The following is a 19842-nucleotide window of genomic DNA, read 5'->3' on the forward strand; positions in this document are numbered from 1 at the left end:
AAGGGTTAAACAGCCGCTTGCAGACGGAATTGATTGAGAACCGCAAAGATACGCAACTGATTAATCAGCACGCCGGTCCACAACACATCAACACGATTTGGATTACTGGCATTTTTCTCAACTATCAGGCCACGGGCGAAACCTTTGGCATCCTGAACATAGCCATTAAATTCCAGGGTCTGATACTGAGCAATCAACTCGGCACGGATGGTATTTGGCGTGATGATGGCCGAGCCTGGTGCAAAACGGGTACCATCGGCAGCCAACTTCATGCGAGCAAACTTCGAGGTCACCTGAGTTCGTAGGTAGCGCGTGACAAACATCAATAAGAACAAGGTCTCAATTTGCAAATAACTATCATCCGCAGCACCGTATTTGTTGGTCTGATAAGTCGTAATGATATTTTCGATTTGAACTGTCCCGTCGTCCGCCACCGTCACGGTTGAAATACCGCTATGCAGCAAGTTATTCCGCTCAGTCAGGGTAAAACGGCTAGAAAGGGGCGCTGCCAATACACCACTTACTGCCAACGTTTGCAGTGGGCGGCCGGGATCATTACGCAAGCTTTGTGCAATAGCACCAACATACGCGGCTGACCAGAGGTAAGCCGGTGTCGGCGAGTTATGGATCCCGAGCAATGAGGCATGTTGGTCATTACGCAGTTCACCGGCCGCAGTCAGTTGACCATAGGTGCCGGAGTGAGCGGCAAAGCTGTGACCATACAGTTGCTGACTATAGCTCCAGCGCCCGGTGCTATCAGAAAGGAATGCCTTGATGGCATCCAATGACGCGGTATCCGTGTAAGGGTTGATAATGAAATCGAAGGTACGATCTTGTAAGTTTGCCAGGCCACTTGCCAGTTCAGGCGCACCTGCACCGCCTGCCATCGGGGTGATCGACAACACCAGACTCTCCGGAGTGGTCTCTCCACCGGCACTCCCCAAATAATTCAAACGCAGATCGATATTGTTGCCATGTGCTCCTTTGTTTTTGGCTGTTAGCACCACAACAGCGCCTTCCGATACGCCATCACCAGTATGGGCAACCGTTACCGGTAATTCAGGTTTACTCTCGATTGCCGCTGCCAGCGCCAGAGCGATGGTATTGGCATCATCAGTCGGCACTACCGTGGTTTGTACACGAATACCGGCGATATACAGTGAGATAACACCGGTTGCTGATGCCGGGGTCGTCACGGTAATTTTACCGATGGCAGCAACCATAGCTTCAGAGTCGCGCAATGGTAGAAGATAGATTTCGCCAGCGCTGTCATTGGCCAGATATGCTGCCATTTGCCCATGTAGCATTGAACCTGCACCACACAAACCGGCAACGGTGGCGACAGATGAAACCAGCAGCGGCACATTGACGGGCAAAGTGCTTTCCGCCAGGGTTTGCCCGATAATCAAAGTCCGTTGAGGGGTGCTCGCTGTGTTAGCTTGGGAATTATCAAACTCGGCAAAGAACAGTGGCGTACGCAGATTACTCGGGATATTAGTGAAAGGAATTGTCATAATTTTTTACTCTCCGTTGTTAACACTTAAAATGCAGGTTTCGCTGTTTTTACCGTAACCTGCACCACATCACCGTCTTGAATACGACGGTGCCAAAATGGGTTATCAGGAACCTCTGCGCCAGATTCAGGCAAAAAGGTGCCCTTGACCGGGTCACGCACTGCGCGGCCAGTCATCGGTTTTACAAACATAGGGTTACTCCGAAAGGGTGATGGCGATCAGCGGGTCTGTGGTGCCATCAGGCATATCAATCGCAATGTCGATACCTGTCAGTGGCGTGGTTTCTACTGGGAAGAAGTCTTCCGGCCCTTGGTAATACTCAAGATCGAGTTCTATTTTCACTTCAGCAAAATGTTGCTCGCTGCTGGTATCGATACCCATCGTGGTACGCACTTTGGCAAATTGCTGAATCTGGCGAGTCAGTTCATAACTGTTAATCACTGCCCGTTGAATCTGTTCACACAAACGCTCAAGTGCCGATGCCGCTTCCGTGACTCGATTTACTGCCTCACTTAGTTGGATATGTCCGCTAATGCGTAAGGTAGTCATGGTATTAAACTGCGGTACATTGCGGCCAATAGACTCTTTTACTTCAAGTGGTGTCTGTAACAAAATGGCTGGATAAGTGGTTACCGGCCATGCATCAGTTGAATAGATACGACCTTCCGCATCTGTTTTGCCCAATAATGCGGCAGCGGCCAGTTGCCTGATTAGTGCAGCATTCATAGGCTCACCTGATAAAAAATGAGATATCTGACATTACTACCGATCATGGTTATTCTCCTGGTAAATGGTTGCCCCGTTCGGGGATAAGCCTGTCGTCTCACGGCGGTAGTGGATTATCGATTTGGTTATTACGCCAACGAATGACCTCATCAAGCCGTCCTTTACAGAGGCGTAACTCTCGCTTGAGTGCCAACGCATATAAACTACTGTCACCCCATGTGGAACCAACAAATTCCGGGATTTCACACTGGGTCATCGCCGACTCAGGTGGCAGTAATAAGGGGGATTTCACCACCTGAAGGGCCGGCTTATTCACGCAAGATACTAATGCCAGGCTCAGGCATACGGCTGACAGCGCAGTTGTCAGTTGCGGTTGCCGCCACAAAACGCTTGAGACGATCCTCAGTTTCATGTCGCAATACCCTTTCATTTTCCAACTGCCGTGCGACGGCAGCCCGATTAGCCGCATCGTTTAACTGATAGGCAGCGATGGTGTTATCCAATGTTTGATTAACAACTCGTTCAGCCTGTAACTCCGCATGCTCCTGCACCTGTTTGGCACTCAAGCGATAGGTATTGGCCATCAGCCCCATGAGTAATATCGCGAGCAACACCGTGGTGATGGCACGCCTATTCATTTGCCCTCCCTGGCTTTCGCTTTTATTGCCGTCAGGTTCGGTGTCAGACAAAGTTCATGTTCAATCTCACGCCGATTAACCAAACCCTGCCAGCGCTTGCCACCCGCCATAATCCAGCGCCGCAACTCCCCGCATGCGCCGGTTATATTTCCGCTATTGAGTTTCTTTAATAAGGTTGAGTGGATAAATGCGGTTTTACCGACGTTATAGGTAAATGAATAGAGCGCTGCGCGGGTGTAATCTCCCACAGGTACCTGTATCGCATCATCGACCGACTTTTTCACCACCAGTAAATCCTGCTGTAATAGCGCATCACACTGTTGATCGCTATACAGTTTTCCCTGGATAATGTCGTTACCAGTGTGACCATCACACAGCGTCATGACGCCCACTACGTCGTTGTAGGCGATGTATTTACGTCCTTCAAAACCATCGTGCCCACCCAGCAATGTTCCGGCAATGGCTACTGCTCCACCGGCTGCGGCACCCAAAACTTTCTTACGCAGTGAAGGCGTCATGTCAGCTCTCCATTTTGTGTAGCGCGTCATTACATACCGCAATTGCGGCTGGAATATCGGCCACTGTTTTATTACGCAAAAAATCCCGTAGAATTTCTGTTCGTCTCTGCTCTTCTTTAATTATTGCGTCCTTTTCCCGTAAATTAACGTAATAAGTTTTGATGGTAAATATTACGCTAATAATAGTACCCAGAATAAAGATGTAATCCTGTAAACTCAGCGCTGAAAATAGAGCAAGCGATCCTGCCCACCAATACGGCAGTGGATTTTGTTCACTCATTTAATACCTCCCAAGCCGATACACTTGCGCGTATGACTAACAGAAAGAGGAAAGCCCCAACCATGCGGGGCTTTCCTCTTTCTTAATCAGTATGTAACGAACCAGTGATATCAGACTAATATACTTTTTGCGGACCGCGTTAGTGTTTTTTTATAAAAAATAGATTTATTTTTAATTAAATACACATCAACTAAAAAACAAAAAACCTCACCAAAGCGAGATTTTAAATTATGATAATTGCGTAACAAACTAACCAGTAATGTCAGACTAATACACTTTTTGCGGACCGCGTGAGTGTTTCTTCATAAATATGTAAATTCTCTATTAAAGGGTCCATAGTTAATTTCACATTCAACATTGCCAGGCAGCCATCAACAAAGCCTTCCGCCATTTGCATATTAATTCGCACCAGTTTTTCATCTCTTTTCTGCTGACGAGCAATTGCTCGCTTGGATTGATTAAGCACATAGTGACGAATGATCAATTCATATTCATCTGGCCGGTATTGTTTTAATCGAGCAACGCAACCATCGACAACCAGACCGTCATCATCACAACAGGAGGCTTTACTCTTAGACGTATCAGGCAATAACCCCTTAAAGCCCGCAGCGATAGATGAATAATCCAGCCCGGAGCTATATCTTGCCCATACTCCCCAGCGCGCCAGGACTAATTGAATATCTCTCATGTTTTGGTTCTGCTGACTGTGGCTTCCGGTTTGTGTACCGTTTATTGAACTCATAAATAATTACTCCACAAAAGGCAGGGCACCGTGATGACACCTCAGCCTATCGATTGCTCAACAACGGAAACCACCGTAAGTCTGGCCGCCGTCTTCTTGTGATAAACAGGAACAACCTATGCTACATATCTGGATAGCAGTGATGCGTGCCAGAACGATCTCATACGTTTCCCTGATATATTTTGATTGATTATTACCGCAAGTGATTTTATAGTCAACACCGCAGATGATTGGATATTATTGCTAACGGTAATAAAATTGACTGATGAAAAAGAAGCCATTAACGCCAGAACAGTTAGACGACGCTAAGCGGCTGAAAGAGCTGTTTAATGCCAAGAAAAAAGTACTGGGTATATCCCAAGAGTCTGTCGCGCACGAATTAGGGGTTGGGCAAAGTGCCGTAAACCAATTCCTTAACGGCATAAATCCGCTCAATGTGACCAACGCCGCTGCTTTTGCCAAAATACTCAATGAACCAATCAGCAGCTTTAGCCCTTCTCTGGCGAAAGAATTGGCGAAAATGGCCGAAAGTTTATCGATCTCGGCGCGTAATGGGCTAAATGATAAACCGGCCGGATCAGTTGCTAACAGCTATCCGTTAATCAGTTGGATAAGTGCAGGTAACTGGTATGAGGCAATAGAGCCTTATACGCTGCGTGATATTGAAATCTGGCCTGAATCGACCAAAAATGCCCATGACAACGCTTTTTGGCTCAGCGTTAAAGGAGACTCCATGACATCGCCTTCAGGGATCAGTTTTCCTGAAGGAATGATTATTCTGGTTGACCCGGAAAAAGAGCCGCTACCCGGTAATTTTGTTATTGCCAAACTGACTGATGATAACGAAGCAACATTTAAGAAACTCATTGTTGATGCTGGTGTTAAGTATTTGAAACCATTGAATCCCTCCTATCGATTAATCGAACTCAATGGCAACTGTAAGATACTGGGTGTGGTGGTTGATGCTCGCTGGCTGGAAATAAACTAGCCCCCATCTAGATAAACACCGGTGCTCAGTTGTAGTTGGAAAAATAAATCACTTGTATAAACAATCAGATAAGCACCCACACATAAAATAACCGCCAGTGATTCCCACAATTAATCACCTGCGGTTATTTTATTGACATTAAAAAATCAGTAATAGTCGTTTTCTCGCCTCAATCCGTGTAAAACAGCGTTGTCTGCCACTCGCCAGTGCTGTATATTAACACAGTATTTACTCATTCAGGAAAAAGCCATGCGTGTTGAATTGATTTATGACAAACGGAATGTCGCCGGCCTACCCAACGCCGCTGAAATGATTAAGGCAGAGTTAACCAAGCGGGTGCATCGGGTGTTTCCTGATGCTGAAGTTAAGGTTAAACCAATGCAAGCCAATGGCATCAATACTGATGCTAATAAACAAGAAAAATCAGTACTGAACCGGTTGGTTGAAGAAATGTTTGATGAAGCCGACGAATGGCTGGTTAATGAGTTTTGAAAACCATTTAGCCGGGTAATCAGGCCCGGCTCATATTAATGCATTATAGTGCGCCATTATTAAGTAATATTTTTAATACGTTTAATTTTCTTTTAATCTTTATTTTAAAAAATTAATCTCCCGTCAATGTTAACTTTTACCTTCTATTTTTAAAGGGATTAAAGGTTAATGATGGAAAAGAATAGATGGGTAAAGAGAAGTGTTGCTGTATTACCGCTGATTATCACCTGCCATACAGCAGTAGCCAGCTATCACTCAGATATAAACGATGGTCTGACGATTAGCTCCTCATTGGGGTTATTGAATGCAGAATCACAAGAGTTTGTTTATCAGCGCCAATATAATGGTCACAAACTAAGCCAGATAGATTGGAAAGCGGAAAACACGCCTATTGTAAAAATGGATATATCATGGGATCTGTTATCACGGTTAACATTAACCGCGCGCGGATGGTCCACATTATCACCTGGGAAGGGGGTCATGGATGATTATGATTGGAAGACGTTAGGGCAATCTAAGTGGACTGATTGGTCTCATCACGAAAAAACCAATTTAAATTATGCGAATGAAATCGATCTTAATGCAAAGCTTTGGCTTTTAAAGCAAGACAATTACCGTATTGGTATGATGGCCGGTTATCAGCGCAATAATAATAGCTGGACATCTTATGGTGGAAACTATAATTACAATAAAGGCAATAACCTATTTACAGGTTCCGATAGTGTTACCGGCATTGGTTATAAGCAAAAGTTTGAAATGCCCTATCTTGGCTTAGCCGGGAGCTATCATTATCAAAAATTTGAGTTTAATACCTTGCTGAAATACAGCAGTTGGGTAAATGCCTATGGTGATGATGAACACTATTTACGTCAACTTTCATTTAAAGACAGCAGCAAAGGCTCTCGCTATTACGCAGTAGTGGTTGATGCGGGCTACTACGTCACCGATAACACTAAATTATTTGTTGAAGCGTCCTGGAACAGGCATGCCGAAGGAAAAGGAGATACACAAATCATCGACACTGGTGCAGGTGTTTCTGCAAATGTAGCTAATAGCGCCGGCATTGCTCAACAACATCAAACTATCGCTATAGGTTTGCAGTATAAATTTTAATCTAACCACCCTCTTATTACTGCCATCCCTCAGCATCAATGCAGCCTGAAAACCGCTGCTTTAGCTGCATTGATGCTAATTTTACCCTTTTGATGTCACTATTTTTTTCAACTTTATTTGAATTTTTACCTTCAAATGAAGCAGAAAGGAATAATCAAGCTTATGTTTTTATTGAATATAGATGTCAATAAAATCCACCTACTTTGTCACCGTTACATAAAGAAGTATTAACAATGGCGTATTAATTACAGTTTGTTACTGTGACACAGCTCAAGTTTATCTCTGCCAAGCCGTTACTTGAATCATGCCTTCCCTCTTATTTAGGACGCTCTATGCTTGATTCCATTCGTTCACGTATCTTGGCTGCCTGTATCATCATCGTGGCAGGCTCTCTGGCCATTAACACCTATTTTAACTACTCGGTTGCCAGTAAATATAACAATAGTGCCATAGATAATACCCTGACCGCCGTTACCGCCAGTCATGGTGTCGGGATCGCCGATTGGGTTGCCTCCAAAACACAAATGATTGTGTCACTAAAAGACAGCGCACTGACGGCAGACCCGACAGCGGCACTGCGACAAGTTGCAGCCGCAGGTAACTTCATCAACGTGTATATCGGTTACGCGAACAAAACCGCGATTTTTTCTAATCCCGATGGTATTCCAGCTGGCTACGACCCCACTGGGCGGCCATGGTATCTACAAGCGGTAAAAGCGGGCAAACCCGTGGTCACCCCACCCTATGTTGATGCTGGAACCAATCAGTTAGTGGTAACGTTCGCATTGCCGATTATTCAGGACGGCAGCGTTAAAGGGGTATTGGCTGCTGATGTCACCATGGACAGCGTGATTGCAAACGTGAAATCCATACACCCGACTGAAGATAGTTTTGGTATGTTAATCGATGCCGATGGCACCATTATCGCTCATCAAGATGCGAAACTAGCCCTTAAGCCACTGAGCGATATTGCGCCGACGCTGGACCTTAAAACACTGTTAACAGCAACTGAGCCTGTCGCTGCCAATATTGGCGATAACAGTAAATTGCTGCTGGCCCAAGCAGTACCAGGGACTCAATGGTTTACCGTTGTCGCCCTGGACAAAGCTCAAGCTACCACCGGCATGCGGTCGTTACTGACCACATCACTGGTGACGCTGGTGATTATTATTTTAATCGCTGTTGTCATTATTAGCCTCATTACCAAACGTGCTCTGGCACCGCTGACCCATGTGCATAAAGCCATGGATGCTATCAGCTCCGGCTCAGAAGACTTAACTCAGCGACTGCCGGTAGAAGGCCGTGATGAAGTGGCAAAAATAGCCCTTTCGTTCAACAATTTTGCCGACAAACTGAGTGTAGTAATGGCGCAAATCCGTGATACCAGCGAATCAGTACGGATTGCAGCCAATGAGATAGCGGCAGGTAATCAGGATCTGTCGGGCCGCACAGAGTCTGCCGCCGCCAGTTTGCAGCAAACCTCGGCGGCGTTGGAACAAATCTCGGCAACCGTGGCCCACTCCGCCAGCGCAGCGCGCCAGGCCAATACTGCGGTACTTTCGGCGGCTAACGATGCTTCACGTGGTGGCGACGTGATAGCTAAAGTCATCACCACAATGGAATCGATTGAAGCGGCATCTGGCAAGATCGGCGATATCACCAGTGTGATCGACGGTATCGCTTTCCAAACCAATATTCTGGCACTTAACGCGGCGGTAGAAGCGGCACGCGCGGGTGAGCAAGGACGCGGTTTTGCTGTGGTCGCAGGGGAAGTTCGTACATTGGCGCAGCGCAGTGCACAGGCAGCGAAAGAGATCAAAACGCTGATCGAATCGACAGTCAGCAGTGTGGCATCTGGCTCCGGCCAGGTACGTCAAGCCAGTAATACCATGACCGAAATCGTCAGCAGCGTGTCAGATGTCACCACCATTATGTCTGAAATAACCAACGCAGCCGATGAACAAATGCGCGGCATCCACGAAATAAATAGTGCGGTCGCGCAATTGGATACCATGGTGCAACAAAATGCCGCATTGGTGCAGGAATCCACCGCAGCATCTGCGGCGTTACAAGCTCAGGCTGCTGATTTAACCAGTGCCGTGAATCAATTTAGGATCTAGTTCAGCATCGGTATACATAGAGAAAATACCGATTGGTTTCAGTGGGTTGAAAATTACCCACTGAAACCCCCTACCCCAGCAATATTCGTGCACCAATTTTAATCGGTGCAAAATTGTCGTGTTTCATACCCGCTTCAGTTAATGCCTGCTTGAGTTGTTGTGGTGGTTCATCCAGTGGTTCGTCAGCCAATTCAAACACCCCCCAATGAATCGGTACTGTCATCGGCTGCTGTAATTGTTTAAATAACTGCACCGACTGCTGTGGATCCATATGTTGGGCCTGCATAAACCACCGCGGGGCATAAGCACCAATGGGCAAGGCGGCATAATTGAATGGCCCTAACCTTTCGCCAATGGTTAATAGTTGCTGGCAATAACCTGTATCACCGGTAAAGTAAAAGTTAATATCATCACGCTTGACCACCCAACCAGACCACAAACTTTGGTTACGATCCCAGGGGGTACGCATGCTCCAATGCCGTGCCGGTACACAATGAAACTCAAATTCAGCTGCGAGGTGTTTATCCCACCAATCCAGTTCATGAACATGGCGAGCACCCTGCTGTAGTAACCAACTTTTTAACCCTAACGGCGCCAGAAAAATCAGCTTAGGAAAGCGGCGCAATAATTGGCTAATCGTTGTCACATCCAAATGGTCGTAATGGTTGTGAGAAATCACTACCACATCTATATGGGGCAACTCTTTTACGCTGGCAGGTACCGGTGTTCTCCGTGCTGGCCCGTAAAAATTGAGCGGCGAGGCACGGCCGGAGAGTACCGGATCAAACAAAACCGTTTTCCCACTGACCCGCAATAACAGTGACGCATGGCCTAGCCACCACAACGCATCCTGCTGCCCGCTAAAATCAGCCGCTTGCCACCAATCAGTGACAAACTGCGCATATCCTTGCTGCGGCGGTTTTGGTAGCGACTGGCGTTTTCGCTCTTCACGCCAACGCTTCAAATCTTGTGGATGATGAACAACCGGCTCCAGATTCTGAAATCCAAACTCAGTGTGGTGTGGCTTACTGGCATCATAATAGGGGTTTTTCTTTGCCATTCTACGTCCTTCACTGTCAGCCGCGATTGCAACCAACATTTATTCATGGGCTATGCCCGCAATAATTCGCCCTTTCACAAAAGTGATATTTTCACACTGTAAGTAATAGCGCTAATTCTAGTAATGGTCTTTCATTTTGCTGGTTAAAATCTTGCCACACGTGTCACGGTCATTATTGTCACAAAATGGCATTATCGATTATTCGCATTATCATGGATATTCTGTTTTTTGCTGAATATCCACCCTAGCTACTAATTTGATTCATATCAATTTTTACTGTAATAGGCGCCTTTTCTGGCCGAAAAACCCTTTTTCGTGATCGAACACTCATTTTTATAAACGCCATACCTTTATAAAGAAAACGATTATCCATTATTAATGAAACATTGTTTTAATTTGAGGTGGCAGTAAAAATGAGTAAACAGATTTCAACAAGGCATACGCTGGCGTACGGGAGTGCCAACTTACTGGGAAGTGGGGCACTGGCAATCAGCGGAGCCTGGCTGATGTATTTCTACACCACCTTTTGCGGGCTATCAGTCGTAGAGGCTGCGACTATTTTCTCAATCGCCAGTATTCTTGATGCGATTAGTAATCCAGTAATGGGTTATATCACCGATAACTTCTATAACACCAGACTGGGCCGCATCTTTGGTCGTCGTCGCTTCTTTATCTTACTGGGTATCCCGCTGGTACTTGTCTATCCAATGTTATGGATGAGCGGTTTTGGCTTTTGGTATTACCTACTGACCTACGCGCTGTTTGAACTGATTTATACCTCCATCATGGTGCCATATGAAACATTGGCGACCGAGATGACCACCGATTTTGCCAAACGCTCCAAATTAACTGGTTCTAAAGCCATTTTCGGTAAAGTAGCAAACTTTTTGGCCGCTTTCATTCCCGGTCAGTTTATTGCCATTTACGGTAAAGATTCTGCAACCCCCTTCCTTTATACCGGTATCGCCTACGGTCTGATTATGTGCTGCGCGATGATCTGGCTTTATAGCTCATCATGGGAACGCCCAGCGAGCGAAGTGGTCCGTGAAACCACCAGCAGTTTCGGCCAGGCGCTGAAAAAGCTGTGTGTTGATATGGCGTCTACTTTCCATCTGCGCATTTTCCGCAAGCATCTGGGTATGTATCTGTTCGGCTTTGGCGCGGAGTGGTTATTCGCATCGGCATTTACCTACTTTATTATTTTTGGTTTAGGTCAAGATGCCGCACTGGTTTCTCAGCTCAATAGTTTCAGTTCAATAATGCAGTTGATTTCCACCGCCGTCTTTATCGGTATCTGCGTCAAAATGGGCTTTGCTCGCCCGTTCCGCATCGCTCTGCAAGTGGTTATTGTCAGTGTGATTGCCTATGCTGCGCTCTATTTCACTGGTTGGTCGCAAACAACAACTGTCATTGTACTGTTCTGTATTACCGCAGTTTTCGGTTTAAGCACTGGGGGGATTTATTATATTCCGTGGACGGTTTATACCTTCCTGGCGGATGTGGACGAAGTATTGACCGGCCGTCGCCGTGAAGGGATCTACGCCGGAGCCATGACCTTTGCAGGTAAAATGGTACGTTCGATTATTGTTTTCGCCATGGGCTGGACATTAAGTCGCTTTGGTTTTGTCTCCGGGCAATCGAGCCAACCGGAAGTTGCCGTGCAAGCCATCGTAGGGGTATTTGCCATCGGCGTTATCGCTCTGGCACTGGTGGCTATCTATTACACCACGCAAATGAAACTGGACCGTAATAATCACAAAATCCTGCTAGAAGAGATTGAGCGGATTAAAGGTGGCGGTGCCATGGCAGATATTCCGGCCCATGCCAGAGCGGTTGCTGAAGAACTAACCGGTTGGAAATATGAACAGTGCTGGGGCAACAACCACCTTGGCATGAAAGAATCATCCAATGTGGCTCCAAAGCCTGTGACTGAAAGCTAATTGATTTTCGGTTTTAACCACAAAACGCATCGGCCAACACCGGTGCGTTTTTTATTACGTAGAATAACCTTATGATTCTGCTCAACTAACCGCAGGATTTCATTCGTTTAACGATATCCCGCTAGTGAGCAACTCGCGATCCTAAATCACGATCCTGAGTTTCGCCGTGGATCAGATGTGTCAATTCTTCAACACACTGAATCAGCCCATGTTCGATGCGGTAAAAAGCGATAACTTTCATCAAGACCCTTTGCCCGCTCTTTTTGACCACATCAACCAGATGCACACTGGCAATCTGATCACCATCCGCCATCACTTTTTCCAGCGTGATGGTTCCACTAGCAAGTGTGCTTTTCAACACCTGCACATGGCGAATAAACGCCTCATAATCTAATTGATTACCATCAGCTTGCTGTTGATAATCGGTCGAAAAAAATGCAGCAACATCCTGGGTGCTATAGCTCGAGTCAACCAAAGCAGTAAATACCTGTTGGAGAAATTGTTTTGCCTGTTGCGAATTCATCATGGTGACTCCCGTTATCCAGCGCCAATGCTGAGAATGCCAGACTAGCAATATCCTTGTGGCCTTGATAACGTATCTGAGTCATTCAATACGGTTTTTACGCCATGCAATCTCATTTAATTGATCCTTCACAACTGATGCTGACAACGATGCCAGTATTGACCGTGGTACAGCGTCACGACAAGCTAGCGCGAATGACGCAGCCGCATCGCCACAGTGCGGGCCAATTATTAGCGGCAATAAATGGCTTGCTAACTATCGTCATACCCGAGGGTCAATGGGTGGTACCGGCAACACATGTGGTCTGGCTTCCCCCTCATCAACAGCACGGTTTCCGCTCGCACGGCCCTTTTCACGGCTGGAGTGTATATTTGCGCGAAGATGTCTGTGCGTCTTTACCGCTACAGCCGCGAACGATGCAATTAAGTGGCTTATTACGAGAAACCGTAAATCGCGCAGCGCAATGGCCCCGAGGGGAATTACTTGAGAACCAGCAGCGGATTATGGCGGTGATGCTAGACGAAATTGCATCATTACCTGCCGAACCATTTGAATTACCAATGCCACAAGATCCACGGCTGATAAAGGTCGCGCATGAGTTACTGAGTGACCTAGCTAACAAACAGAGAATGGATCAATGGGCACACTGGGCTGGAATGTCACCCCGAACACTGAGCCGTCGTTTCATCGCAGAGACAGGCTATAGTTTTAGCCACTGGCGGCAACGCGCACGTTTCATGCGCGCGCTGGAAATGCTGGCAGAGAAAATACCCGTGACCCATGTCGCGTTGGATGTCGGCTACGAAAACCTCAGCGCTTTTATTGATCAATTTCAGCGCGTTTTTGGCGTGACCCCCGGCAAGTACTTCCCGGTAATGTAAATTTTTCGTCTGTCTGAAAATTTCAGCATGTTTTATGCCAATATCCGATTACTATAAGCACACGACCACTTACTTTGTTTTTGAACATGGATAAAAGATTGTTGAAACATTTCACTGCCCCGCTACTGGCCGCTGCTCTATTCACTATTCCATTGCACAGCGATGCCAAGACAGAGCTTTTGACCTCACAAGTTGTTGATCAATATGCCGAACATATTTTCTATAACAGTGGTGCCATGGGAATGGCTCTGGTGGTTATTGATAACAATCAAGTGGTAAACCGTAGTTTTGGGGAAACCAAACCCGGCAACAACCTGCGTCCACGGCCAGACTCACTGATTCGCATTGCATCAATTACCAAGCTAATGACCAGTGAAGTGATGGTAAAACTGGCCGATGACGGCACGGTAAAATTGACCGATCCCCTGCGAAAATACGCACCTAAGGGCGCACGAGTCCCTGCTTATAACGCAAAACAGCCGATTACCTTGCTGAATCTAGCCAGCCACACCAGTGGCCTGCCGCGCGAGCAACCCGGTGGCCCACAAAAAAGGCCGGTGTTTACCTGGCCGACTAAAGATAACCGCTGGCAATGGATGAAGCAGGCCACGGTCACCGTGCCGCCTGGGGTTAAAGCCGCCTACTCCAATTTGGCCTACGACTTGCTGGCCGATGCGCTGTCACGGGCATCAGGCAAGCCTTATAGCAGTTTGCTGCGTGACAAAATCACTGCTCCGTTGGGGATGAAAAACACCACCCTGACCCCAACGGCAGAACAATGTAACCGTCTGATGGTCGGAGTAGGCAGTAGTCGTTGTGAAAACACCCTTGCGGCGGCGGGAAGTGGTGGGATTTACTCAACACCGGAAGATATGCAGCGTTGGATGCAGCAATTCTTAGCTTCTGATAACAGCGCGCGCAAAAGCTCAGCCAAACGTGAACAGGCGCTCTATTTCCAACGTCGTGATTTGGTGTCATTAAAAGGTATGGATGTTGCCGGTCAGGCAGACGCACTGGGGTTAGGCTGGGTCTACATGGCGCCTAATGCCGAACTACCAGGAATTATGCAAAAAACCGGTGGTGGCGGTGGATTTATTACCTATATGGCGATGATTCCAGAAAAGAACATTGGGGTTTTCGTCGTAGTGACCCGTACCCAACTGACTAAATTTACTAATATGAGTGATGGCGTTAATCGATTAGTCGCTCAATTGGCGAAGAATAGTTAGCATCGGCTCAATTGCGGTGAACATAGGCCCGTTTTAGTTCCCAGCACTTTTTGATATACCGACCGAATAATAGCTCGGTGAGTATTGCTTCGGTATCAGATTGTTAGGCGACATATGCGGGCATTCGATGTCAGTTTGCCGCAAACCGCCCCAGCACAGCACAACCCGCGGTGCTGGTAGGTATCGGCAATGGGCAAACATACCTGCGCATAGATGTAGCCCGTAGCATCAATTATGCTGCCGCTCAATGATGCTAACTCTCGAGCCGTGAGGAAGATAAGGCGCACAGTTGCGCCATAAAGGACCTGCCGTTCTGTGGCGGGGCCGCGTTAAAGAAATCACAAACAGTGGCCCCTACATCAGACAGCGTTGTGCGGTAACCAATCTCCCCTCCGGCAATACCGGGTCGCCACACCAGTAAGGGCACATTCTCGCGAGTGTGATTACTATGCCCAATTGTCGGGTCATTACCGTGATCCGCCATCACCACCAGGCAATCATCCTGCTGCATTCGCCCCATCAAGATCGCCAGATTCTGATCCACTACCTGCAACCTTTCGGCGTAGCGCGCCACATCCTGTGCATGACCCGCCAGATCGGTTTCCTGAATGTTAGTGCAGATAAATCCATCTCCTGGTTTTTGCAATTCCGCCAAGGTGATATCCATGATGGTCTGGGTATCGACCAGATTTTGATAGTTGGTACCGTGCGGATTGAGTGCGATATCGGCCACTTTGCCCACCAGCACCGTTGGAATACCAATATCATAGAGCTGCTGTGGAACTTGAACGCTGGCATCTACGCCATAGCCCAGATGTACGACCTGAAATCCTTGTTGATAAACCCCTGAGCGTGGTGCATTAATCCCGATATAACGACCCTGTTTCTCCTCTGCGGCAGCGAGTAGCTGCTCATTGCTCGCTAGCAAGCCACCAAAAGCAATCACCCGCCCAACCTTCACACAGCTACGCACTGTCTCACCAATGGCACGGACATCAGCAAACGAAATCGCACTCAGGTTAGCGCTGATGTTAAACACCTGTCCGAGATCCGCTTCCAGGTTATCACCGACCGCCGCGGCCTGATTTACCAACAGATACTGCAACCGGCTTCCCTGACGTTCGACATGCCAACCCGCCGCGACCAGTTTTTGCTCGACCTTATCGATCACCTCGGAAAACGGCATACGCAGCGGTGACTGTGGGCGGGTACCCAGTATTTCCTGATGCCCCATAAAGGTGTCACCGCCTTCGTGTTGCAGCGCTGCCCTGCCGTACACCGCCGTTAGCGAAGGTTTCATCACGTTCGGCGCGAACCCCAGAGCGTTGATGAGCCCCAATTGTTCAAGTGTCGCTAGACTCAATTGCGGAAAACGCTCCAGAATATGCCCACAGGTATTCGCACCGAGGTCCTGCGGCCTGACCTGAGGCACATCGGCCATGCTTCCCACACCAAAGCTGTCTATGACTACCACCACGAATTTACTCACCTTGCCCCCTGAATAACATTGCCGAGTCTGTCATACAGCGCTTCGAGTACTGGGTGACCAGACACAATAGCGAAAACCAGTGCCACATCGCTACCCGTGACAAAAATCTGAGTACGGAAACTGACTTACCTACACCGAATGACTTAGGTGCAAGGCCGGGAGACATAGCTTGCCGCTAGACTCCATCAGATTAAAAGCCTAATAATCATTTTTTTGAATATTTAACATGAAGGCAAAACTCACTGGCATTGACCTTTATGCGCCATCCACAAGCTCAACAGATTAGCTAATAAATACCCCTCTTCATTTGGGTGCAGGGCCAAATTAAACCGTGACAGCAGCGCCAAATGGATCTGTAAAATTTGTGGAAACGCGTCAGAGGCTCTGATTTCAGCCAACAATTCATCATCAAGCGGCCCAACTTCCTCACCACGGCGACTGCGCATTAATGCATTTGCCATATGCGTGAGCGCCATTTCCCCCTGCTCCGTGCGCACCGGCAGTGCCCATACCGTTTCCAACTGTGCGACAACCTTTTTCATGCCATCGCAGATGTCCTTATCAATAACCCCTGCCTGATATAGCACGTTTAGCCGATTCTCCATACCGCCAACTCCCTGATAGCTTTTAGTCATTGGGTTGCTGCTCGGCGTTCAACGCCCATGCTGTGATCAGCCAACAATAATTGAATATAGATAACAAGCAGAGAACAGACAAAAAGAGAATGGGATCACAAAAAATAAATAGCCCAGGAGGGGGACAGCAGAAAATCAGCAGTGGCAGCAGTACAAAGGCAAAAACCCGCTATCTTATTCAGATAACGGGTTTTTAATTGGTGCCGGCACCAAGAGTCGAACTCGGGACCTACTGATTACAAGTCAGTTGCTCTACCAACTGAGCTATGCCGGCGAAATTTTTTGGAACGTTAGTACGTTTCCTTGGCGCGCAATATAGTATAACTCAGAACAAACAATCAAGCGTTATCAACAAATTATTTGTATCCCGCTTCATAAAACAACAGATTGATGAATAAATAAGCGTAGCAGTTATCATAATCGGATTCCCATCACCAATCGATACCTTTCTGCGCCTTAATTCCATGATCAAATGCATGCTTCACTGGTCGTAACTCACTAACGGTATCTGCCAGTGCGATAATTTCCCGATGGCAAGCTCGCCCGGTGATGACCACACTTTGATGTACAGGCCGATTTTTTAACGCCGCCAACACCGCATCCAAGCTCAAATAACCGTAAGTGAGCATATAAGTGAGCTCATCTAAAACCACAAGCTGGTAACCAGGGTCAGATAACATCCGCGCGCCCTGCTGCCACACTAGTCTGGCCGCTTGGATATCCGCCGCTTTATCTTGGGTATCCCAAGTAAAACCGGTTGCCATGACATGAAATTCGACCCCGTTACGCTCCAGTAGGTTACGTTCACCACACTCCCAGTCCCCCTTGATAAATTGAAGCACACCTACCCGCATATCATGGCCAACGGCTCTGGCTGCAGTTCCAAATGCGGCGGTACTTTTCCCTTTGCCATTACCGGTAAATACAATAATGATCCCGCCGTTTTTTGCCGCGGCAGCAACCCGCTCCTCAACCTGTTGTTTAAGATGTTGCTGCCGCTGCTGATAACGCTCTTCGTACATCGTGGTTTCCTCAACACAACGTTATTTCTGACAACCGGCACAGGCCTTGATTTGAATTTGATCAAAGAATGAATTGCCTTTGTTATCAACGAGTATGAACGCCGGAAAGTTCCTGACTTCCATCTTCCACACAGCTTCCATTCCCAGTTCGGGATACTCAAGGCATTCCAGACTTTCGATATACTCCTGCGCCAGAATGGCCGCAGAACCGCCGATACTGCCCAAATAGAAACCACCGTGCTTATGGCATGATTCGGTGACTTGCTGGCTACGATTGCCTTTTGCCAACATGATTAAGCTGCCCCCCTGGGATTGGAACAGATCGACATAAGGATCCATGCGCCCTCCAGTCGTTGGCCCCATCGAGCCGGATACCAATTCATCTGGTTTTTTTGCAGGTCCAGCATAATAGACGGGATGATCTTTCATGTATTGAGGTAATGGCTGATTCTGTTCCAAACGCTGTTGCAGCTTGGCATGCACAATATCGCGGGCAACAATTAACGGGCCATTGAGTGATACGCGGGTGGATACCGGGTAAAGTGAAAGCTGTTGACGAATTTCATCCATCGGGCGGTTAAGATCAATGTTAATTACCGTCCCTTCGTTATTAATCCGCAAATCTTCAGGAATATATCGCTCAGGGTGGCGCTCTAATTTCTCCAACCATATGCCCTCTTTATTAATTTTGGCTTTAATGTTCCGATCAGAAGAACATGAAATTGCCATCCCTATCGGGCAAGAGCCACCATGACGCGGCAAACGAATAACCCGAACATCATGTGCAAAATATTTGCCACCAAACTGAGCACCCAAGCCAAATTCACGTGAAGCTTGTAACAGATCCTCTTCCAGCGCCTTATCACGGAAAGCCTGACCGAACGCATTACCCTCGCCAGGTAAGTTATCGTAATATTTTGTCGAGGCGAGTTTAGCGGTCTTCAAGGTTAATTCTGCGGAGGTACCTCCTATAACAAAAGCAATATGATAAGGAGGACAAGCAGCCGTTCCCAGGCTCTTCATTTTCTCAATTAAAAAGGCTTTGAGTTTTGCCGGTTCCAACACCGCTTTTGTTTCCTGATAAAGCGCTGCTTTATTGGCGGAGCCGCCGCCCTTATTCACAAACAAGAACGAATATTGCATACCCGAGGTAGCAAAAATATCAATTTGCCCAGGAAGATTGGTACCGGTATTCACTTCGTTATACATATCTAACGCCGCATTTTGTGAGTAGCGCAGATTATCTTGGCGGAAGGTGTTATAGATGCCGCGTGATAATGCTTCGGCATCATCAGTATCAGTCCAAACCCGTTGGCCTTTTTTCGCCACAATGGTAGATGTGCCCGTATCCTGGCAGTTCGGCAAAATACCTTTGGCTGAAATCTCCGAATTTCTCAATAATTGCAATGCGACATATTTGTCATTTTCGCTCGCTTGCGGATCATGCAAAATGGCAGCAACTTGCTGCTGATGTGCTGGGCGCAGGAAGAATGAGGCATCATGGAACGCTTGCTGGGAGACTAATGTCAGCGCTTCAGGTTCAACTTTTAATACTTCGTTGCCATCAACCTCGATAGTGGAAACATACTTATCCGTTAACAAGTAATATTCTGTGCGGTCCTCAGACAGAGGGAAGAGATCTTGGTAAAAAAAATCATTTTTATACATTATTTTCACTCGATTAGCTGAATGGGAAATAGTAAGAAAATATCGCTGACCCTTTGTATTTAAAAAATCAAAGAATAAAAAAACCTCAGTAAGTCGCTGGTATCATCGTGCTATTATTAATAGAGTAAAATAAAAAGCAATTGTTCTATCTGCAACACATAATGCGTATTGGTGAATAACTCCAGAACAATTTCCACAGCCGAAAAAGAAAGAAAAACCAAGGTAACAACCCATTAAAAATAGGCACAAACCAGAAATGGCTGC

21 protein-coding genes and 1 tRNA gene are annotated in these 19842 nt (G+C 47.0%); 7 read left to right on the forward strand and 15 right to left on the reverse strand.

The annotated features are described in order from the left end of the window. Positions 1-5 precede the first annotated feature (5 nt). The 8 genes from Q2T72_RS14365 to Q2T72_RS14400 form a co-directional block, all read right to left on the reverse strand. Positions 6-1514, reverse strand: a complete 1509-nt coding sequence (locus tag Q2T72_RS14365; RefSeq protein WP_372569357.1) for a phage tail sheath subtilisin-like domain-containing protein — start codon at positions 1512-1514, stop codon at positions 6-8. A 26-nt stretch (positions 1515-1540) separates the two neighbouring features. Beyond that, positions 1541-1705: a DUF2635 domain-containing protein gene (locus tag Q2T72_RS14370; RefSeq protein ID WP_071843434.1), complete on the reverse strand. Its 165-nt coding sequence runs from the start codon at positions 1703-1705 to the stop codon at positions 1541-1543. A 4-nt stretch (positions 1706-1709) separates the two neighbouring features. Further along, on the reverse strand, positions 1710-2240 hold the full coding sequence (locus Q2T72_RS14375; RefSeq protein ID WP_083158331.1) for an ATP-binding protein: 531 nt from the start codon (positions 2238-2240) through the stop codon (positions 1710-1712). A 97-nt stretch (positions 2241-2337) separates the two neighbouring features. Beyond that, positions 2338-2556 (reverse strand): hypothetical protein, encoded by a 219-nt coding sequence (locus Q2T72_RS14380; protein ID WP_083158330.1) that lies wholly within the window; start codon positions 2554-2556, stop codon positions 2338-2340. Continuing rightward, entirely contained in the window at positions 2549-2878 is a 330-nt protein-coding gene (locus Q2T72_RS14385; RefSeq protein ID WP_083158329.1) for a DUF2570 domain-containing protein, read from the reverse strand. The genes Q2T72_RS14380 and Q2T72_RS14385 overlap by 8 nt, the downstream gene beginning before the upstream one ends. After that, positions 2875-3396: a lysozyme gene (locus Q2T72_RS14390; RefSeq protein ID WP_083158328.1), complete on the reverse strand. Its 522-nt coding sequence runs from the start codon at positions 3394-3396 to the stop codon at positions 2875-2877. Before Q2T72_RS14390 ends, Q2T72_RS14385 begins: the two co-directional genes overlap by 4 nt. Before the next feature lies 1 nt (position 3397). Beyond that, entirely contained in the window at positions 3398-3676 is a 279-nt protein-coding gene (locus Q2T72_RS14395; RefSeq protein ID WP_083158327.1) for a hypothetical protein, read from the reverse strand. A 262-nt stretch (positions 3677-3938) separates the two neighbouring features. Continuing rightward, positions 3939-4364, reverse strand: a complete 426-nt coding sequence (locus Q2T72_RS14400; protein ID WP_372569899.1) for an antiterminator Q family protein — start codon at positions 4362-4364, stop codon at positions 3939-3941. A gap of 319 nt (positions 4365-4683) precedes the next feature. Between Q2T72_RS14400 and Q2T72_RS14405 the strand changes: the two genes are divergently transcribed. The 4 genes from Q2T72_RS14405 to Q2T72_RS14420 all read left to right on the forward strand — a co-directional run bounded on the left by Q2T72_RS14405 (position 4684) and on the right by Q2T72_RS14420 (position 9131). Continuing rightward, complete coding sequence (locus tag Q2T72_RS14405) at positions 4684-5406, forward strand: LexA family transcriptional regulator (protein ID WP_083158325.1); 723 nt, start codon at positions 4684-4686, stop codon at positions 5404-5406. A 249-nt stretch (positions 5407-5655) separates the two neighbouring features. After that, positions 5656-5898 (forward strand): DinI family protein, encoded by a 243-nt coding sequence (locus tag Q2T72_RS14410; protein WP_005190119.1) that lies wholly within the window; start codon positions 5656-5658, stop codon positions 5896-5898. Positions 5899-6066: 168 nt separating this feature from the next. Next, entirely contained in the window at positions 6067-7011 is a 945-nt protein-coding gene (locus Q2T72_RS14415) for an omptin family outer membrane protease (RefSeq protein WP_372569358.1), read from the forward strand. A gap of 332 nt (positions 7012-7343) precedes the next feature. Further along, positions 7344-9131 (forward strand): methyl-accepting chemotaxis protein, encoded by a 1788-nt coding sequence (locus Q2T72_RS14420; protein ID WP_083158323.1) that lies wholly within the window; start codon positions 7344-7346, stop codon positions 9129-9131. 70 nt (positions 9132-9201) lie between these two features. On the opposite strand, the gene Q2T72_RS14425 is transcribed toward Q2T72_RS14420, so the two are convergent. Further along, a complete protein-coding gene (locus Q2T72_RS14425) occupies positions 9202-10230 on the reverse strand; it encodes an MBL fold metallo-hydrolase (protein ID WP_083158322.1) in 1029 nt (342 codons plus the stop codon). A 374-nt stretch (positions 10231-10604) separates the two neighbouring features. On the opposite strand from Q2T72_RS14425, the gene Q2T72_RS14430 reads away from it, so the two are divergent. Next, positions 10605-12131, forward strand: a complete 1527-nt coding sequence (locus Q2T72_RS14430) for an MFS transporter (RefSeq protein ID WP_083158321.1) — start codon at positions 10605-10607, stop codon at positions 12129-12131. A 121-nt stretch (positions 12132-12252) separates the two neighbouring features. On the opposite strand, the gene Q2T72_RS14435 is transcribed toward Q2T72_RS14430, so the two are convergent. Then, entirely contained in the window at positions 12253-12657 is a 405-nt protein-coding gene (locus tag Q2T72_RS14435) for a nuclear transport factor 2 family protein (protein WP_083158320.1), read from the reverse strand. Between the two features lie 101 nt (positions 12658-12758). Here Q2T72_RS14435 and Q2T72_RS14440 point away from each other — a divergent pair, with 101 nt between their 5' ends. Together Q2T72_RS14440 and ampH are read left to right on the forward strand one after the other, a co-directional pair. Continuing rightward, a complete protein-coding gene (locus Q2T72_RS14440; protein WP_372569359.1) occupies positions 12759-13535 on the forward strand; it encodes a helix-turn-helix transcriptional regulator in 777 nt (258 codons plus the stop codon). An 86-nt stretch (positions 13536-13621) separates the two neighbouring features. Then, entirely contained in the window at positions 13622-14764 is a 1143-nt protein-coding gene (gene ampH, locus Q2T72_RS14445) for a D-alanyl-D-alanine-carboxypeptidase/endopeptidase AmpH (protein ID WP_372559427.1), read from the forward strand. A 253-nt stretch (positions 14765-15017) separates the two neighbouring features. Here ampH and Q2T72_RS14450 read toward each other — a convergent pair whose 3' ends face one another. The 5 genes from Q2T72_RS14450 to Q2T72_RS14470 form a co-directional block, all read right to left on the reverse strand. Further along, positions 15018-16253, reverse strand: coding sequence for a phosphopentomutase (locus Q2T72_RS14450; protein ID WP_372569360.1), 1236 nt, complete (start codon positions 16251-16253; stop codon positions 15018-15020). Positions 16254-16492: 239 nt separating this feature from the next. Then, complete coding sequence (locus tag Q2T72_RS14455) at positions 16493-16858, reverse strand: PRD domain-containing protein (protein WP_372569900.1); 366 nt, start codon at positions 16856-16858, stop codon at positions 16493-16495. A 228-nt stretch (positions 16859-17086) separates the two neighbouring features. Next, positions 17087-17162: transfer RNA gene (locus Q2T72_RS14460), tRNA-Thr, on the reverse strand. Positions 17163-17319: 157 nt separating this feature from the next. Then, a complete protein-coding gene (cobO, locus tag Q2T72_RS14465; RefSeq protein ID WP_372569361.1) occupies positions 17320-17910 on the reverse strand; it encodes a cob(I)yrinic acid a,c-diamide adenosyltransferase in 591 nt (196 codons plus the stop codon). A 21-nt stretch (positions 17911-17931) separates the two neighbouring features. Then, positions 17932-19578 carry a fumarate hydratase gene (locus Q2T72_RS14470; RefSeq protein WP_372569362.1) on the reverse strand — a complete coding sequence of 549 codons (1647 nt, stop codon included), beginning with the start codon at positions 19576-19578 and terminating at the stop codon, positions 17932-17934. Between the last annotated feature and the right edge of the window lie 264 nt (positions 19579-19842).

The organism is Yersinia sp. 2466 StPb PI (genome assembly GCF_041538325.1).
GTDB lineage: Bacteria > Pseudomonadota > Gammaproteobacteria > Enterobacterales > Enterobacteriaceae > Yersinia > Yersinia enterocolitica_E.

Bases quoted from the DNA above. Each gene is read 5' to 3' on its own strand.
- Q2T72_RS14410 (WP_005190119.1), top strand. From the start codon at position 5,656: ATGCGTGTTGAATTGATTTATGACAAACGGAATGTCGCCGGCCTACCC.
- Q2T72_RS14390 (WP_083158328.1), bottom strand. From the start codon at position 3,396: ATGACGCCTTCACTGCGTAAGAAAGTTTTGGGTGCCGCAGCCGGTGGA.
- Q2T72_RS14365 (WP_372569357.1), bottom strand. From the start codon at position 1,514: ATGACAATTCCTTTCACTAATATCCCGAGTAATCTGCGTACGCCACTG.
- Q2T72_RS14420 (WP_083158323.1), top strand. From the start codon at position 7,344: ATGCTTGATTCCATTCGTTCACGTATCTTGGCTGCCTGTATCATCATC.
- Q2T72_RS14425 (WP_083158322.1), bottom strand. From the start codon at position 10,230: ATGTTGGTTGCAATCGCGGCTGACAGTGAAGGACGTAGAATGGCAAAG.
- Q2T72_RS14455 (WP_372569900.1), bottom strand. From the start codon at position 16,858: ATGGAGAATCGGCTAAACGTGCTATATCAGGCAGGGGTTATTGATAAG.
- Q2T72_RS14395 (WP_083158327.1), bottom strand. From the start codon at position 3,676: ATGAGTGAACAAAATCCACTGCCGTATTGGTGGGCAGGATCGCTTGCT.
- Q2T72_RS14440 (WP_372569359.1), top strand. From the start codon at position 12,759: ATGCAATCTCATTTAATTGATCCTTCACAACTGATGCTGACAACGATG.
- Q2T72_RS14430 (WP_083158321.1), top strand. From the start codon at position 10,605: ATGAGTAAACAGATTTCAACAAGGCATACGCTGGCGTACGGGAGTGCC.
- Q2T72_RS14405 (WP_083158325.1), top strand. From the start codon at position 4,684: ATGAAAAAGAAGCCATTAACGCCAGAACAGTTAGACGACGCTAAGCGG.
- Q2T72_RS14375 (WP_083158331.1), bottom strand. From the start codon at position 2,240: ATGAATGCTGCACTAATCAGGCAACTGGCCGCTGCCGCATTATTGGGC.
- Q2T72_RS14385 (WP_083158329.1), bottom strand. From the start codon at position 2,878: ATGAATAGGCGTGCCATCACCACGGTGTTGCTCGCGATATTACTCATG.
- Q2T72_RS14470 (WP_372569362.1), bottom strand. From the start codon at position 19,578: ATGTATAAAAATGATTTTTTTTACCAAGATCTCTTCCCTCTGTCTGAG.
- Q2T72_RS14370 (WP_071843434.1), bottom strand. From the start codon at position 1,705: ATGTTTGTAAAACCGATGACTGGCCGCGCAGTGCGTGACCCGGTCAAG.
- Q2T72_RS14435 (WP_083158320.1), bottom strand. From the start codon at position 12,657: ATGATGAATTCGCAACAGGCAAAACAATTTCTCCAACAGGTATTTACT.
- Q2T72_RS14415 (WP_372569358.1), top strand. From the start codon at position 6,067: ATGATGGAAAAGAATAGATGGGTAAAGAGAAGTGTTGCTGTATTACCG.
- Q2T72_RS14400 (WP_372569899.1), bottom strand. From the start codon at position 4,364: ATGAGAGATATTCAATTAGTCCTGGCGCGCTGGGGAGTATGGGCAAGA.
- ampH (WP_372559427.1), top strand. From the start codon at position 13,622: ATGGATAAAAGATTGTTGAAACATTTCACTGCCCCGCTACTGGCCGCT.
- cobO (WP_372569361.1), bottom strand. From the start codon at position 17,910: ATGTACGAAGAGCGTTATCAGCAGCGGCAGCAACATCTTAAACAACAG.